Source organism: Microbacterium sp. JZ101, from assembly GCF_053903175.1.
On record NZ_CP096400.1, the window covers coordinates 1,180,238 to 1,195,511 of the forward strand.

9 protein-coding genes and 3 rRNA genes are annotated in these 15,274 nt (G+C 66.4%); 11 read left to right on the forward strand and 1 reads right to left on the reverse strand.

Features of this window, described 5'->3' with window-relative positions; genetic code table 11:
* Positions 1 to 59: 59 nt before the first annotated feature.
* The 5 genes from argH to rrf all read left to right on the forward strand — a co-directional run bounded on the left by argH (position 60) and on the right by rrf (position 8,526).
* Positions 60 to 1,490: an argininosuccinate lyase gene (gene argH / locus M1D56_RS05410; RefSeq protein WP_456284903.1), complete on the forward strand. Its 1,431-nt coding sequence runs from the start codon at positions 60 to 62 to the stop codon at positions 1,488 to 1,490.
* A 33-nt stretch (positions 1,491 to 1,523) separates the two neighbouring features.
* Complete coding sequence (tyrS, locus tag M1D56_RS05415; protein WP_271174286.1) at positions 1,524 to 2,828, forward strand: tyrosine--tRNA ligase; 1,305 nt, start codon at positions 1,524 to 1,526, stop codon at positions 2,826 to 2,828.
* Between the two features lie 489 nt (positions 2,829 to 3,317).
* Positions 3,318 to 4,841: ribosomal RNA gene (locus M1D56_RS05420) — 16S ribosomal RNA — on the forward strand.
* Positions 4,842 to 5,202: 361 nt separating this feature from the next.
* A 23S ribosomal RNA gene (locus M1D56_RS05425) occupies positions 5,203 to 8,307 on the forward strand.
* 102 nt (positions 8,308 to 8,409) lie between these two features.
* Positions 8,410 to 8,526: ribosomal RNA gene (rrf, locus tag M1D56_RS05430) — 5S ribosomal RNA — on the forward strand.
* Together the 16S, 23S and 5S rRNA genes form the textbook arrangement of a ribosomal RNA operon.
* A 114-nt stretch (positions 8,527 to 8,640) precedes the next feature.
* Here rrf and M1D56_RS05435 read toward each other — a convergent pair.
* Positions 8,641 to 9,537, reverse strand: a complete 897-nt coding sequence (locus tag M1D56_RS05435) for a hypothetical protein (RefSeq protein WP_456284904.1) — start codon at positions 9,535 to 9,537, stop codon at positions 8,641 to 8,643.
* 39 nt (positions 9,538 to 9,576) lie between these two features.
* On the opposite strand from M1D56_RS05435, the gene M1D56_RS05440 reads away from it, so the two are divergent.
* From M1D56_RS05440 to recN, 6 genes are read left to right on the forward strand one after another with little or no spacing between them, the layout of a single operon-like run.
* Entirely contained in the window at positions 9,577 to 10,602 is a 1,026-nt protein-coding gene (locus M1D56_RS05440) for a hypothetical protein (RefSeq protein WP_456284905.1), read from the forward strand.
* A complete protein-coding gene (locus tag M1D56_RS05445; protein ID WP_282979244.1) occupies positions 10,586 to 11,626 on the forward strand; it encodes an HAD-IIA family hydrolase in 1,041 nt (346 codons plus the stop codon). Before M1D56_RS05440 ends, M1D56_RS05445 begins: the two co-directional genes overlap by 17 nt.
* 9 nt (positions 11,627 to 11,635) lie before the next feature.
* Positions 11,636 to 11,791 (forward strand): hypothetical protein, encoded by a 156-nt coding sequence (locus M1D56_RS05450; RefSeq protein WP_271173390.1) that lies wholly within the window; start codon positions 11,636 to 11,638, stop codon positions 11,789 to 11,791.
* On the forward strand, positions 11,788 to 12,588 hold the full coding sequence (locus M1D56_RS05455; RefSeq protein WP_456284906.1) for a TlyA family RNA methyltransferase: 801 nt from the start codon (positions 11,788 to 11,790) through the stop codon (positions 12,586 to 12,588). The genes M1D56_RS05450 and M1D56_RS05455 overlap by 4 nt, the downstream gene beginning before the upstream one ends.
* Positions 12,585 to 13,541, forward strand: a complete 957-nt coding sequence (locus M1D56_RS05460; RefSeq protein ID WP_271173388.1) for an NAD kinase — start codon at positions 12,585 to 12,587, stop codon at positions 13,539 to 13,541. Before M1D56_RS05455 ends, M1D56_RS05460 begins: the two co-directional genes overlap by 4 nt.
* Complete coding sequence (gene recN, locus M1D56_RS05465) at positions 13,538 to 15,229, forward strand: DNA repair protein RecN (RefSeq protein WP_456284907.1); 1,692 nt, start codon at positions 13,538 to 13,540, stop codon at positions 15,227 to 15,229. The genes M1D56_RS05460 and recN overlap by 4 nt, the downstream gene beginning before the upstream one ends.
* Positions 15,230 to 15,274: the final 45 nt, after the last annotated feature.

Below are 15,274 nucleotides of genomic sequence, written 5' to 3' on the forward strand. Positions count from 1 at the left end.
GGCGGGCGAGACATGGATGGTGGTCGGAGCGGGTCCTGGCGCTTCAGTACGCTGGACGGGTGAGCACAGGCGAGACGCGTGGGACGAACGAGGGAGCCCTCTGGGGCGGACGCTTCGCAGGGGGGCCGAGCCCCGAGCTGCAGGCGCTGAGCCGATCGACGCACTTCGACTGGCAGCTCGCGCTCTACGACATCCGCGGATCGCACGCGCACGCCGCGGCCCTCGAAGCCGCCGGCTACCTCACCGCCGACGAGGCGGCGCGCATGCACGCCGGGCTCGACGCGCTCGCCGAGGGCGTGCGAAGCGGTCGTCTGCGTCCGCGCGATGCGGATGAGGATGTGCACGGCGCCCTCGAGACGGCGCTCCTCGAGGAGGTGGGCGCCGAGCTCGGCGGCCGACTGCGCGCAGGCCGGAGCCGCAACGACCAGATCGCCACGCTCATCCGCCTGTTCCTCATCGACCACGCGGGTGTGATCGCGCGCGAGCTCGTCCAGCTCATCGACGCGCTCGTGGCGCAGGCCGACGCACACCCGTCGGCCATCCTGCCGGGCCGCACGCACCTCCAGCACGCCCAGCCCGTGCTCCTCGCGCATCACCTCCAGGCACACGGATGGCCGCTCGTGCGCGACCTTGAGCGGCTCCGCGACTGGCGCGCCCGCGCGGGCGTGTCGCCGTACGGGGGAGGGGCGCTCGCCGGGTCGACCCTCGGTCTCGATCCCGCGCTCGTCGCCCGCGAACTCGGCCTCGATCGGCCGGCCGAGAACTCCATGGACGGCACGGCCGCGCGCGACGTCGTCGCCGAGTTCGCCTACATCGCGGCGCAGATCGGCATCGACCTGTCGCGCATGGCCGAGGAGATCATCCTCTGGAACACCCGCGAGTTCGGCTTCGTGACGCTCGACGACGGGTACTCGACGGGCTCGAGCATCATGCCGCAGAAGAAGAACCCCGACATCGCCGAGCTCGCGCGCGGCAAGTCGGGACGCCTGATCGGCAACCTCTCCGGCCTGCTCGCGACGCTCAAGGCGCTGCCCCTCGCGTACAACCGCGATCTGCAGGAGGACAAGGAGCCGGTGTTCGACTCCGTCGCGACTCTCGAGGTGCTTCTTCCCGCCTTCACAGGGATGGTCGCCACACTGCGCTTCGACACCGAGCGGATGGCCTCGCTCGCGCCGCAGGGATTCTCGCTCGCGACGGATGTCGCGGAGTGGCTCGTCACGCAGCGGGTCCCGTTCCGCGACGCCCACGAGATCTCCGGTGCGCTCGTCCGCGCCTGCGAGGAGCGGGGGATCGGCCTGGAGGACGCGACGGACGAGCTCCTCGCCGAGGTGTCCGAGCACCTCACGCCCGCCGTGCGGGAGGTGCTGTCGATCGAGGGATCGGTTGCATCGCGCGCCGGTGTCGGCGGCACCGCTCCCGAGCGGGTGGTCGAGCAGCGCGCGGAGCTCGTCGCACGGACGCAGGCCGTCGCGCACGCGCTCGGCTTGTGAGGACGGGTCCCGGGAAGCCCTAGGCTGGAGCGCATGACTGTACCCGCAACCTCCGTTGCCGTGCAGGCGAACGATCCCTCTTTCGAGACCATCTGGGATGAGCTCGTCTGGCGCGGCCTCGTGCACGTGTCGACCGACCAGGACGCTCTTCGCGAGCTGCTCGCGGGCGAGTCGATCGTGTATTACTGCGGGTTCGACCCGACCGCGCCGAGCCTTCACCTCGGGCATCTCGTGCAGCTTCTCACGATGCGTCGCATGCAGCTCGCCGGCCACCGGCCGCTCGGTCTCGTGGGCGGGGCGACCGGCCTCATCGGGGACCCTCGCCCGACCGCCGAGCGCGTCATGCAGACGAAGGAGACGGTCGCCGAGTGGGTCGCGCAGCTGCGCGCCCAGATCGAGCGGTTCCTCAGCTTCGACGGCGACAACGCCGCTCGGATGGTGAACAACCTCGACTGGACGGCGCCGATGTCGGCGATCGACTTCCTCCGCGACATCGGCAAGCACTACCGCGTCGGCACGATGATCAAGAAGGACGCGGTGACCGCGCGCCTGAACTCCGAAGCCGGCATCAGCTACACGGAGTTCAGCTACCAGATCCTCCAGGGGATGGACTTCCTCGAGCTCTACCGCCGTTACGACTGCGTCCTGCAGACGGGCGGCAGCGACCAGTGGGGCAATCTCACGAGCGGCACGGACCTCATCCACCGCGTCGAGGGACGGTCGGTCCACGCCTTCGGCACCCCGCTGATCACGAACAGCGACGGCACGAAGTTCGGCAAGAGCGAGGGCAACGCGATCTGGCTCGATCCGGAGATGTGCAGTCCGTACGCGTTCTACCAGTTCTGGCTCAACACCCATGACGCCGACGTGGTCGAGCGCTTGAAGGTCTTCACGTTCCTCACGCGGGCCGAGATCGAGGAGTACGCGGCTCTCGTGGAGAGCGAGCCGTTCCGCCGTGCGGCGCAGAAGAGGCTCGCGCTCGAGGTGACGACCGCCGTGCACGGGGCAGAGGCGACCGCTGCGGCCATCGACGCGTCGGAGGCTCTGTTCGGAAAGGGAGATCTCGGTGCTCTCGACGCGGGCACCCTCGCCTCCGCGCTCCGTGAACTGCCCCACGCGACGCTCGCCGCGGGCACGCCCGTCACCCAGGCGCTCGTGGAGACGGGGCTCGTTTCGTCGGTATCGGAGGCGCGTCGCGCGATCTCACAGGGCGGCGTCTCCGTGGACGGCGCGAAGGTCGACTCCGATGAGGCGACGGTGAACGGAACGCTCCCGGGCGGCGTCTCGGTGCTGCGGCGCGGCAAGAAGGCGCTCGCCGGCGTCTTCATCGACGCCTGACATTCAGCGTTCCGCCGAAGGGCGCGTCTCCGTGAGGAGGCGCGCCCTTCGGCGCAACAGGGACCGGATGGCCCTGCTTCCGCGTTGCGACACGCCCGGGTGGTGGGTGGGTTTGCTGGGGGTGGGGGTTCGGCGTAATGTATTCCCTTGTCGCCGCCAAGCGGTGAGGTTGAGCCGGAAGGTTCCCCGCCCCAGGTCTGCGACGTACAACGCAATCCCTGGTTCTGGTGAGGCTGTGGTCTTGCTGGTGCTGGGGGTGGATGGTTGCCCCGGAGGGCCGCGGCGGGAGTCGTGGGGCTGGGTGCGTCTGATCCTTGAGAACTCAACAGCGTGCACTTGTCAAATGCCAAATTATCCTCGTCCAGCTTCGGCTGGTTGAGAATTCCTTTGGATCAAATTTTATGGTTGTCAGTTTTTGGCATCCTTTTTGGTCATGATTGAACTCGCAGGTGCCTGTCCGTTTTCCCGGGTGGGTGTCTGCTTCTGTTTTTTACGGAGAGTTTGATCCTGGCTCAGGATGAACGCTGGCGGCGTGCTTAACACATGCAAGTCGAACGATGAAGCCCAGCTTGCTGGGTGGATTAGTGGCGAACGGGTGAGTAACACGTGAGCAACCTGCCCCTGACTCTGGGATAACAGCCGGAAACGGTTGCTAATACCGGATATGCATCATGGCCGCATGGTCTGTGGTGGGAAAGATTTTTCGGTTGGGGATGGGCTCGCGGCCTATCAGCTTGTTGGTGAGGTAGTGGCTCACCAAGGCGTCGACGGGTAGCCGGCCTGAGAGGGTGACCGGCCACACTGGGACTGAGACACGGCCCAGACTCCTACGGGAGGCAGCAGTGGGGAATATTGCACAATGGGCGGAAGCCTGATGCAGCAACGCCGCGTGAGGGATGACGGCCTTCGGGTTGTAAACCTCTTTTAGCAGGGAAGAAGCGTAAGTGACGGTACCTGCAGAAAAAGCGCCGGCTAACTACGTGCCAGCAGCCGCGGTAATACGTAGGGCGCAAGCGTTATCCGGAATTATTGGGCGTAAAGAGCTCGTAGGCGGTTTGTCGCGTCTGCTGTGAAAACCCGAGGCTCAACCTCGGGCCTGCAGTGGGTACGGGCAGACTAGAGTGCGGTAGGGGAGATTGGAATTCCTGGTGTAGCGGTGGAATGCGCAGATATCAGGAGGAACACCGATGGCGAAGGCAGATCTCTGGGCCGTTACTGACGCTGAGGAGCGAAAGGGTGGGGAGCAAACAGGCTTAGATACCCTGGTAGTCCACCCCGTAAACGTTGGGAACTAGTTGTGGGGGCCTTTCCACGGTCTCCGTGACGCAGCTAACGCATTAAGTTCCCCGCCTGGGGAGTACGGCCGCAAGGCTAAAACTCAAAGGAATTGACGGGGACCCGCACAAGCGGCGGAGCATGCGGATTAATTCGATGCAACGCGAAGAACCTTACCAAGGCTTGACATACACCGGAAACGTCTGGAAACAGTCGCCCCTTTTTGGTCGGTGTACAGGTGGTGCATGGTTGTCGTCAGCTCGTGTCGTGAGATGTTGGGTTAAGTCCCGCAACGAGCGCAACCCTCGTTCTATGTTGCCAGCACGTTATGGTGGGAACTCATGGGATACTGCCGGGGTCAACTCGGAGGAAGGTGGGGATGACGTCAAATCATCATGCCCCTTATGTCTTGGGCTTCACGCATGCTACAATGGCCGGTACAAAGGGCTGCAATACCGTGAGGTGGAGCGAATCCCAAAAAGCCGGTCCCAGTTCGGATTGAGGTCTGCAACTCGACCTCATGAAGTCGGAGTCGCTAGTAATCGCAGATCAGCAACGCTGCGGTGAATACGTTCCCGGGTCTTGTACACACCGCCCGTCAAGTCATGAAAGTCGGTAACACCTGAAGCCGGTGGCCTAACCCCTTGTGGGAGGGAGCTGTCGAAGGTGGGATCGGTAATTAGGACTAAGTCGTAACAAGGTAGCCGTACCGGAAGGTGCGGCTGGATCACCTCCTTTCTAAGGAGCATCTCGAGCCCTTCGGGGTTCGCAGGGGCCCGTTTCGAGGCGAATGTCCTCGACGGGTTGCTCATGGGTGGAACATTTGACAAGGCGCCTCAGCTGCGCTGGTGCTCTCAGTACGTCATGTCCTTCGGGGTGTGGTGGGAACGGGGTGCTGGTTGCGGGTGGGGCGCGTGCACGTTGTTGGGTCCTGAGGGCTCAGGCACCTTTGGTGGCTGGTCTTCGTGGGCCTCGTCTGAGCCGGCTGTCTGGTCGGGGAGGGTGGGGTGCCGCCCGTACTTTGAGAACTACACAGTGGACGCGAGCATCTTAAAGAAGCGAACGCAGGATCCTTTCGGGGGTTCTGTGGCTCATGTGATTTCAAGTCTTTAAGAGCAAACGGTGGATGCCTTGGCATCTGGAGCCGAAGAAGGACGTAGCAATCTGCGATAAGCCTTGGGGAGCCGATAAGCGGGCTGTGATCCGAGGATTTCCGAATGGGGAAACCCCGCCAGGCGGCGTGCTGACCTGGTGACTCCCGTCTGAATATATAGGGCGGGTAGAGGGAACGTGGGGAAGTGAAACATCTCAGTACCCACAGGAAGAGAAAACAACAGTGATTCCGTGAGTAGTGGCGAGCGAAAGCGGATGAGGCTAAACCGGATCGTGTGTGATAGCCGGCAGGTGTTGCACGTTCGGGGTTGTGGGACCATTCTGAGACCGCTGCCGCAGGTCTCGGTGGTACAGGTGCGTATAGACGAACGGTTTTGAATGGCCGGCCAGAGCGGGTGGTAGCCCCGTAGTCGACATGCGTTTCCTGCCGCGAGTGGTATCCCAAGTAGCACGGGGCCCGTGAAATCCCGTGTGAATCTGCCAGGACCACCTGGTAAGCCTAAATACTCCCAGATGACCGATAGCGGACAAGTACCGTGAGGGAAAGGTGAAAAGTACCCCGGGAGGGGAGTGAAATAGTACCTGAAACCGTTTGCTTACAAACCGTCGGAGCCTCCTTGTTGGGGTGACGGCGTGCCTTTTGAAGAATGAGCCTGCGAGTTAGTGATACGTGGCGAGGTTAACCCGTGTGGGGCAGCCGTAGCGAAAGCGAGTCTGAATAGGGCGAGTTCAGTCGCGTGTCCTAGACCCGAAGCGAAGTGATCTATCCATGGCCAGGCTGAAGCGACGGTAAGACGTCGTGGAGGGCCGAACCCACTTAGGTTGAAAACTGAGGGGATGAGCTGTGGATAGGGGTGAAAGGCCAATCAAACTTCGTGATAGCTGGTTCTCTCCGAAATGCATTTAGGTGCAGCGTTGCGTGTTTCTTGCCGGAGGTAGAGCTACTGGATGGCCGATGGGCCCTACAAGGTTACTGACGTCAGCCAAACTCCGAATGCCGGTAAGTGAGAGCGCAGCAGTGAGACGGTGGGGGATAAGCTTCATCGTCGAGAGGGAAACAACCCAGACCACCATCTAAGGTCCCTAAGCGCGTGCTAAGTGGGAAAGGATGTGGAGTTGCTCAGACAACCAGGAGGTTGGCTTAGAAGCAGCCACCCTTGAAAGAGTGCGTAATAGCTCACTGGTCAAGTGATTCCGCGCCGACAATGTAACGGGGCTCAAGCACGCCACCGAAGTTGTGGCATTGACATTTTTGGTAGGCCTTCGTGGTCCAGCCGTGTTGATGGGTAGGAGAGCGTCGTGTGGGCGGTGAAGCGGCGGAGTGATCCAGCCGTGGAGGCCACACGAGTGAGAATGCAGGCATGAGTAGCGAAAGACGTGTGAGAAACACGTCCTCCGGAAGACCAAGGGTTCCAGGGTCAAGCTAATCTTCCCTGGGTAAGTCGGGACCTAAGGCGAGGCCGACAGGCGTAGTCGATGGACAACGGGTTGATATTCCCGTACCGGCGAAGAACCGCCCCAATCAATCCAGTGGTGCTAAGCGCCCAAAGCCAGACATCGCCGCCTTCGGGTGGCACCGTCTGGTGGAGCGCGCGACCCCATGCTGGTGCGGTTAGCGTATTAACAGGTGTGACGCAGGAAGGTAGCCCAAGCCAGGCGATGGTTGTCCTGGTCCAAGCATGTAGGCCGAGCCATAGGCAAATCCGTGGCTCATGTGGCTGAGATGTGATGGGGATGAAAAGTGGGTGATCCTATGCTGCCGAGAAAAGCATCGACGCGAGGTTCTAGCCGCCCGTACCCCAAACCGACTCAGGTGGTCAGGTAGAGAATACCGAGGAGATCGAGATAATCGTGGTTAAGGAACTCGGCAAAATGCCCCCGTAACTTCGGGAGAAGGGGGGCCCAGCGCGTATTAGAACTTGCTTCGAAAGCGTGTGTGGGCCGCAGAGACCAGTGGGTAGCGACTGTTTATTAAAAACACAGGTCCGTGCGAAGTCGCAAGACGATGTATACGGACTGACGCCTGCCCGGTGCCGGAAGGTTAAGAGGACCGGTCAGCCGCAAGGCGAAGCTGAGAATTTAAGCCCCGGTAAACGGCGGTGGTAACTATAACCATCCTAAGGTAGCGAAATTCCTTGTCGGGTAAGTTCCGACCTGCACGAATGGCGTAACGACTTCCCAACTGTCTCAACCACGAACTCGGCGAAATTGCATTACGAGTAAAGATGCTCGTTACGCGCAGCAGGACGGAAAGACCCCGTGACCTTTACTACAGCTTGGTATTGGTGTTCGGTGTGGCTTGTGTAGGATAGGTGGGAGACTGTGAAGCAGTGACGCCAGTCATTGTGGAGTCGTTGTTGAAATACCACTCTGGTCACTCTGGATATCTAACTTCGGACCGTGATCCGGTTCAGGGACAGTGCCTGGTGGGTAGTTTAACTGGGGCGGTTGCCTCCCAAAGAGTAACGGAGGCGCCCAAAGGTTCCCTCAACCTGGTTGGCAATCAGGTGGCGAGTGTAAGTGCACAAGGGAGCTTGACTGTGAGACTGACAGGTCGAGCAGGGACGAAAGTCGGGACTAGTGATCCGGCAGTGGCTTGTGGAAGCGCTGTCGCTCAACGGATAAAAGGTACCTCGGGGATAACAGGCTGATCTTGCCCAAGAGTCCATATCGACGGCATGGTTTGGCACCTCGATGTCGGCTCGTCGCATCCTGGGGCTGGAGTAGGTCCCAAGGGTTGGGCTGTTCGCCCATTAAAGCGGTACGCGAGCTGGGTTTAGAACGTCGTGAGACAGTTCGGTCCCTATCCGCTGCGCGCGTAGGAAGTTTGAGAGGATCTGACCCTAGTACGAGAGGACCGGGTTGGACGAACCTCTGGTGTGCCAGTTGTCCTGCCAAGGGCACCGCTGGTTGGCTACGTTCGGGATGGATAACCGCTGAAAGCATCTAAGCGGGAAGCCGGCCTCAAGATGAGACTTCCATCACCTTCGGGTGGAGAGGCTCCCAGCAGACTACTGGGTTGATAGGCCAGACGTGGAAGCCCAGCAATGGGTGCAGCTGACTGGTACTAATAAGCCGATGACTTGATAACACACCGTCTTCTGCGGTGCTCGCGTCCACTTTGTGGTTCCCGATGTACGGGCACCAGAAACTTTCATAGAGAAAGCTTGATGTCGAACACATCACCAGATGTTTCGGCGGTCATAGCGAGAGGGAAACGCCCGGCCACATTCCGAACCCGGAAGCTAAGCCTCTCAGCGCCGATGGTACTGCAAGGGGGACCTTGTGGGAGAGTAGGACACCGCCGGACTTCACGTAGACGAAAGGGTCATCCGACGACGGATGACCCTTTCGTGCGTTACACGGGCATCACCGAGGAGTAGACATGCCGAACGACGGAGACAACGATCGCCCCGAGGGCGGGTCACGACCGCGCGGCGGCGACGACAGGGCTCGTGGGCGTGACGGGGCGCGACCCCGATACTCCGACAGCGCCTCCCGCGACCGGCGTCCCCGTGATGGGCGTCCGCAGCGCGATGGCGATCGTCGCCCGTACCAGCGGGATGACCGGAACTCGGGTGAGCGTCGTCCGTACTCCCGTGATGACCGGAACTCGGGTGACCGTCGTCCGTACCAGCGGGATGACCTGAACTCGGGTGACCGTCGTCCGTACTCCCGTGATGACCGGAACTCGGGTGACCGTCGTCCGTACCAGCGGGATGACCTGAACTCGGGTGACCGTCGTCCGTACTCCCGTGATGACCGGAACTCGGGTGAGCGTCGTCCGTACCAGCGGGATGATCGGAACTCGGGTGAGCGTCGTCCGTACTCCCGTGATGACCGGAACTCGGGTGAGCGTCGTCCGTACCAGCGGGACGATCGGAACTCGGGTGAGCGTCGTCCGTACTCCCGTGATGACCGGAACTCGGGTGAGCGTCGTCCGTACCAGCGGGACGATCGGAACTCGGGTGAGCGTCGTCCGTACTCCCGTGATGACCGGAACTCGGGTGAGCGTCGTCCGTACCAGCGGGACGATCGGAACTCGGGTGAGCGTCGTCCGTACCAGCGGGACGACCGGAACTCGGGTGAGCGTCGCCCGTACTCCCGTGATGACCGCAACTCCGGTGAGCGTCGTCCGTACCAGCGGGACGACCGGAACTCGGGGGAGCGTCGTCCGTACCAGCGTGACGACCGCAGCTCCAGCGACCGCCGCCCATACCAGCGAGACGACCGCCCGCAGCGCCGTCCGCAGAGCCGCGACGGTCAGGCCGGACCGCGCCGTCCCTACGACCGCGACAGCCGACCCGCGCGTCCGCGTCACGACGATGGCGGCGCGTCGCGTCCGCCCGAGCACGCTCGCGTGCCCGATCCGTTCCTTCCCGAGGACATCACGGCGCGCGATCTCGCGCCGGCAGCCCGCAACGAGCTGAAGACCCTCAGCAAGGAGAACGCGGAGCGCGTCGCACGTCATCTCGCGATGGCGTCGCGCCTGATCGACGAGGACCCGCAGCTCGCCCACGAGCACGCCCTCGCCGCGGTGCGACACGCAGGCCGCATCGGCGTCGCCCGGGAGACGCTCGCGATCACGGCGTACGCGAACGGCGACTTCGCGCTCGCCCTGCGCGAGCTGCGCACGCAGCGGAGGATCACGGGGCGCAACGACAACGTCGCGCTCATCGTCGACAGCGAGCGCGGCGTCGGACGCCCCGAGAAGGCGCTCGAGGAGGGCCGCGCCGCCGACCGCGAGGCGCTTGACGTCGCGGCGCGCGTCGAGCTCGCGATCGCGATGTCGGGTGCGCGACTGGACCTCGGTCAGACCGAGCTGGCTCTGCACGAGCTCGACATCCCGGAGCTCGATCCCGATCGGGCGTTCGAGTGGAGCCCGGGTCTCTTCGCGGCACGCGCGAACGTGCTCGAGGACCTCGGCCGCACCGATGAGGCGGCGTCGTGGCGCCGCCGGGCGGAGGTCGCCGAGGAAGCGCTCCTCGCGCACCGCCGCGCAGACGAGGACGACTTCATCTTCGTCGACGACACCGACACCGAGGCGCTCCCGGCCGAGGAGGAGCACGCGGCCGACGACGTCGCCTCCGAGCAGGAGCCCGCAGCCGCTCCCGAGCCGACAGAGGATCCCGAGCCCGAGCCCGAGCCGGCAGAGGAGCCCGAGCCCGAGCAGGAGTTCACGATCGAGGACGAGGTGTCCGAGATCCTGATCGCCGCCGGGATCGAGGGCGCTGCCGACACGACGCCGGACGCTGCCGCTGCCGCCGAGCCCGACGCGACACCGGTCGACACCGAGGACGCCGAGTCCGAGGCGCGCGGAGAGCAGCAGCCTGCACCTGAGGAATCGACGACGGAGGATGACCGCCCCGATGGCGCTCTTTTCTAAGCGGACGGATGGCCCCGCACCGATCGAGGGGGTCGACGTCCTCCTCGCCGACCTCGACGGCGTCGTCTACGCCGGCCCCGGGCCGCTGCCGCACGCGGTCGAGAGCCTGAACCGTGCGACGAGCGAGGGCCGCCGGCTCGGGTTCATCACGAACAACGCCTCGCGGACGGACGCGTCCGTCGCCGCTCACCTGAGCGAGCTCGGCATCCCCACCGCGCCCGACGACGTCGTGACGAGCCCTCAGGCCGCCATGCGCCTGCTCGCGGAGCGCGTGCCGGCAGGCTCGACCATCCTCGTCGTGGGCGGGGAGGGCCTCGTCGTCGAGGCCGAGAAGGCCGGCTATGTCGTCACCCGCAGTGCCGAGGACGCGCCGGCGGCCGTGGTCCAGGGCTTCGCACCCGAGGTGGGCTGGACCCAGCTCGCGGAGGCCGCGTTCGCCCTCGCTCTTCCCGAGGAGGAGGGCGGCATCCCCTGGATCGCGACGAACACCGACTGGACGATCCCGCAGGCGCGGGGCGTCGCGCCGGGAAACGGCACGCTCGTGTCGGCCGTGCACACGGCCGTCGGGCGTCTCGCGACGGTCGCCGGCAAGCCCGAGGCCCCGATCTTCCACGCGGCCGTCGCGCGATTCTCGGCGCAGAACCCGCTGTTCCTGGGCGACCGGCTCGACACCGACATCATGGGCGCGCAGGCGGCCGGGATGGCGTCGGCGATCGTGCTGACGGGGATCGACCGGCCCAAGCACATCCTCGCCGCGCCGTCTCACTCGCGCCCGACCTACATCCTCAGCGACCTGCGCGAGCTCTTCGAGCCGTATCCCGTCGCCCGCGTGAAGGGCGACACGGTCTGGGTCCGCGACGCCGCCGTGCGCATCGACGGACCCGACGTGCACATCGTGAGCGAGGGAACGCGCGACATCGACCTGCTGCGTGCGGCGTCGAAGGCGATCTGGGACACCGGCCGCCAGATCTTCGGCTTCCGCGTGCCCGAGCGCCTCTACGAGGACCGCTTCCGCCGCGGCTAGTCTGAACGGGTGACGGATCAGGACCACGGCGCAGAGCTCGTCAGCCGGCTCAGGGTGATCGAGGATCAGCCTCTCGCCGAGCGGGCGAGCGCGTACGCGGCCCTGCACGACGAGCTGGCCGCGCGGCTCGAGTCCGCTCCTCGCGACGGCACCGCGCCCCGATGACGCAGCGACTCGACGCGGCGCTCGCCGAGCGCGGCCTCGCGCGCTCGCGCACGCACGCGGCGGGCCTCATCGCGGATGGCGCGGTGCGGGTCGAGGGCGAGATCGTCACGAAGGCGTCGGCGAGGGTCGACGACACGACGCGCATCGAGGTGGACGCCGCCGATCAGTGGGTCAGCCGCGGCGCCCACAAGCTCATTCACGCGCTCGACGCGTTCTCGATCGAGGTCGCCGGCCGGGCCGCGCTCGACATGGGAGCGTCGACCGGCGGCTTCACCCAGGTGCTCCGAGCCCGCGGGGCGTCGCCGGTCATCGCCGTCGACGTGGGCCACGGACAGCTCGCGCCAGCGGTCGCGAGCGATCCCGAGGTGCGTGCAGTCGAGGGCTTCAACGTGCGGTTCATGACCCCGGAGAGGCTTGCGGAGGCCAGCGGCATCGCGACACCGCCCTCCGTCGTCACGGGCGACCTGTCGTTCATCTCGCTCACGCTCGTCCTGCCATCCGTCGCGTCGGTGGCGGCAGACGGCGCCGACGTCGTCCTGCTCGTCAAGCCGCAGTTCGAGGTGGGGCGCACCGGCATCCGGGGCGGTGTCGTGATCGACCCCGCCCTCCGCATCGACGCCGTGCGCGGCGTCCTGCGCGCCGCGTGGGATCTCGGCCTCGGCACCCGCGCGGTGCGCCGTTCGCCGATCGAGGGCGCGCACGGCAATGTCGAGGTGCTTGTGCACATCTCGTCGGGCCGCGGAGCGGATCCGACAGAATGGGAGGACACGATCGTGACGGAGGCGGGAGGACGATGACGCAGCGCAGGATCCTGATCGTCGCCCACGCGTATCGCGAGGACACGGTGCGCGCCGCGGTGCGGGTCGTGAACGCCGTGCGTGCCGAGGGCGCCGTCCCGGTGCTCGCCCCCGACGACCGTGCCGAGCTGTCCGCGATCGTCGCCGAGCTCGCCGACGTCCCCGCTCTCGGCATCGACGTGGCCCTGACCGAGATCGACATCGCGATCGTGCTCGGGGGAGACGGCACCATCCTGCGCGCGGCCGAGCTGGTGCGCGGTGGCACGGCGCCTGTCCTCGGCGTCAACATGGGGCACGTCGGCTTCCTCGCCGAGATCGAGCGCGACGACATGGACGAGGCCGTCCACCGCGCGATCATCGGCGACTACGCGGTCGAGGAGCGCCTGGCCCTCGCCGTCATCGTGAAGGACGACGACGACCGTGTGGTCTACGAGACGTGGGCCCTCAACGAGGCAGCGATCGAGAAGGACCAGCGCGAGCGGATGATCGAGGTCATCATCGAGGTCGACCGTCGGCCGCTCACGGCGTACGGTGCGGATGGCGTCGTCGTCGCGACTCCGACGGGATCCACGGCGTACAACTTCTCCGCGGGCGGGCCCGTCATCTGGCCGACCGTGCAGGCGATCGCCGTCGTGCCGCTCTCGGCGCACACGCTGTTCTCGAAGCCCCTCGTCGTCGGGCCCGATCACGCCGTCGCGGTCGAGCTCAAGGACGACTCGGCGGGCACCGGCGTCCTCTGGTGCGACGGGCGCCGCTCGCACCCGCTCCCGCCCGGCGCGCGCGTCGTCGTGCGGCGCTCGCCGAAGCCCGTGCTGCTCGCCCGCCTGCACCCCGCCGCGTTCACCGACCGGCTCGTCCGCAAGTTCAAGCTGCCGACCGAGGGATGGCGCGGCCCGAGCGAGCACACGCCCACCGAGACCCTCACGCTGCCGAGCCTGGAGGCCCACGAGTGATCGAGGAGATGCGACTGCGCGACCTCGGCGTGATCGCCGAGGCGACCCTGCCCATGGGCGCCGGGTTCACGGCGATCACGGGCGAGACCGGTGCGGGCAAGACCATGGTGGTGACCGGCCTCGGGCTGCTGCTCGGCCAGCGCGCCGACTCGGGCGCCGTGCGCGCGGGGGCGGCGCAGGCTGTCGTCGAGGGCGTGTGGATCGTGCCGGAGACCGGCGCGGTCGCCGAGCGCGTGCGCGACGCCGGCGGCGACCTGGAGCCGATCGGCGACGGCAGCGCCGAGCTGTATCTCTCGCGCACGCTCGCCGCCGAGGGTCGCAGTCGTGCGAGCGTGGGCGGCCGCGCCGCCCCGGCCGGGGTGCTCGCCGACCTCGCTGATGCGCTCGTCGTCGTGCACGGCCAGACCGATCAGCTGCGTCTCCGCTCCGCGGCCGCGCAGCGCGACGCGCTCGACCGCTTCGCGGGAGCGCCCGTGCGCGAGGCCCTCGAGGCCTACCGGGGCGCATGGCATGCGCACCGCGAGCTCGAGCGCGAGCTGGAGACCCTCACGACCGAGCGCACCGCGCGCGCAGCCGAGGCGGAGTCCCTGCGCGCGACCCTCACGGAGATCGAGCAGATCGCCCCTGTCGAGGGCGAGGACGTGCAGCTCGCCGAGCGCGCCGAGCGGCTCGCGAACGCCGAGGAGCTGCGCTCTGCGGCGGCGCTCGCCCGCGAGGCCCTCTCGAGCGAGGAGGGAGCTCCGGATGTCTCGGGGCTCGTGAGCGAGGCGCGTCGCGCGCTCGAGCGCGCGGGCGACCCGGCGCTCACGACCCTGGCGGAGCAGATCGCCGACCTCGGATACCGGGCGGCGGACCTCGCCGTCGAGCTCTCGGGCTTCCTCGCCGATCTCGACGAGACCGGGCCGCAGGAGCTGGCGGCGGTCGAGGAGCGCCGGGCCGCGGTCGGCTCTCTCGTCCGCGCTCACGGGTCGCTCGACGCCGCGATCGCCCTCCTCGAGACGGGCTCCGCGCGGCTCGCCGAGCTCGACGACGACGGAGACCGGATCGAGCGGCTGTCCGCCCAGCGCGAGGAGTCGCGTGCCGCGCTCGACGCCGCGGCAGCGACGCTCACCGCCGCGCGCCGGGAGGCGGCGACGCGCCTCGGCGACGCTGTCACGGAGGAGCTGCACGCCCTCGCGATGCCCGACGCGCGCCTCGTCGTGGAGGTCTCGCCGGGCCAGGAATCGGCGACCGGGCGCGACGACGTCGCCTTCCTGCTCGCCCCGCACCCCGGGGCCGAGCCGCGCTCGGTCGCGCGCGGCGCGTCGGGCGGCGAGCTGAGCCGCGTGATGCTCGCGATCGAGGTCGTGATCGCCGAGACCGACCCCGTGCCGACGTTCGTGTTCGACGAGGTCGATGCGGGCATCGGCGGCGCCGCGGCGATCGAGGTCGGCAAGCGCCTCGCGCGCCTCGCGCAGTCGTCGCAGGTGATCGCGGTGACCCACCTCGCGCAGGTGGCGGCGTTCGCGAGCAACCACCTGAGCGTGGTCAAGGCCAACGACGGGTCGGTCACCCGCTCGAGCGTGCAGCGTCTGGAGGGCGCAGAGCGGGAGGCCGAGATGGCACGGCTGCTCTCGGGACTGGCCGACTCGGACGCTGCGCTGACCCACGCACGCGAGCTTCTCGCGCTCGCCCACACCGCCGTCTGACACCGCCCGCGAGGTCGCTCTCGCCCGCACGCCGGGAACGTGGCA

Bases quoted from the DNA above. Each gene is read 5' to 3' on its own strand.
- tyrS (WP_271174286.1), top strand. From the start codon at position 1,524: ATGACTGTACCCGCAACCTCCGTTGCCGTGCAGGCGAACGATCCCTCT.
- M1D56_RS05460 (WP_271173388.1), top strand. From the start codon at position 12,585: ATGACGCAGCGCAGGATCCTGATCGTCGCCCACGCGTATCGCGAGGAC.
- M1D56_RS05445 (WP_282979244.1), top strand. From the start codon at position 10,586: ATGGCGCTCTTTTCTAAGCGGACGGATGGCCCCGCACCGATCGAGGGG.
- M1D56_RS05455 (WP_456284906.1), top strand. From the start codon at position 11,788: ATGACGCAGCGACTCGACGCGGCGCTCGCCGAGCGCGGCCTCGCGCGC.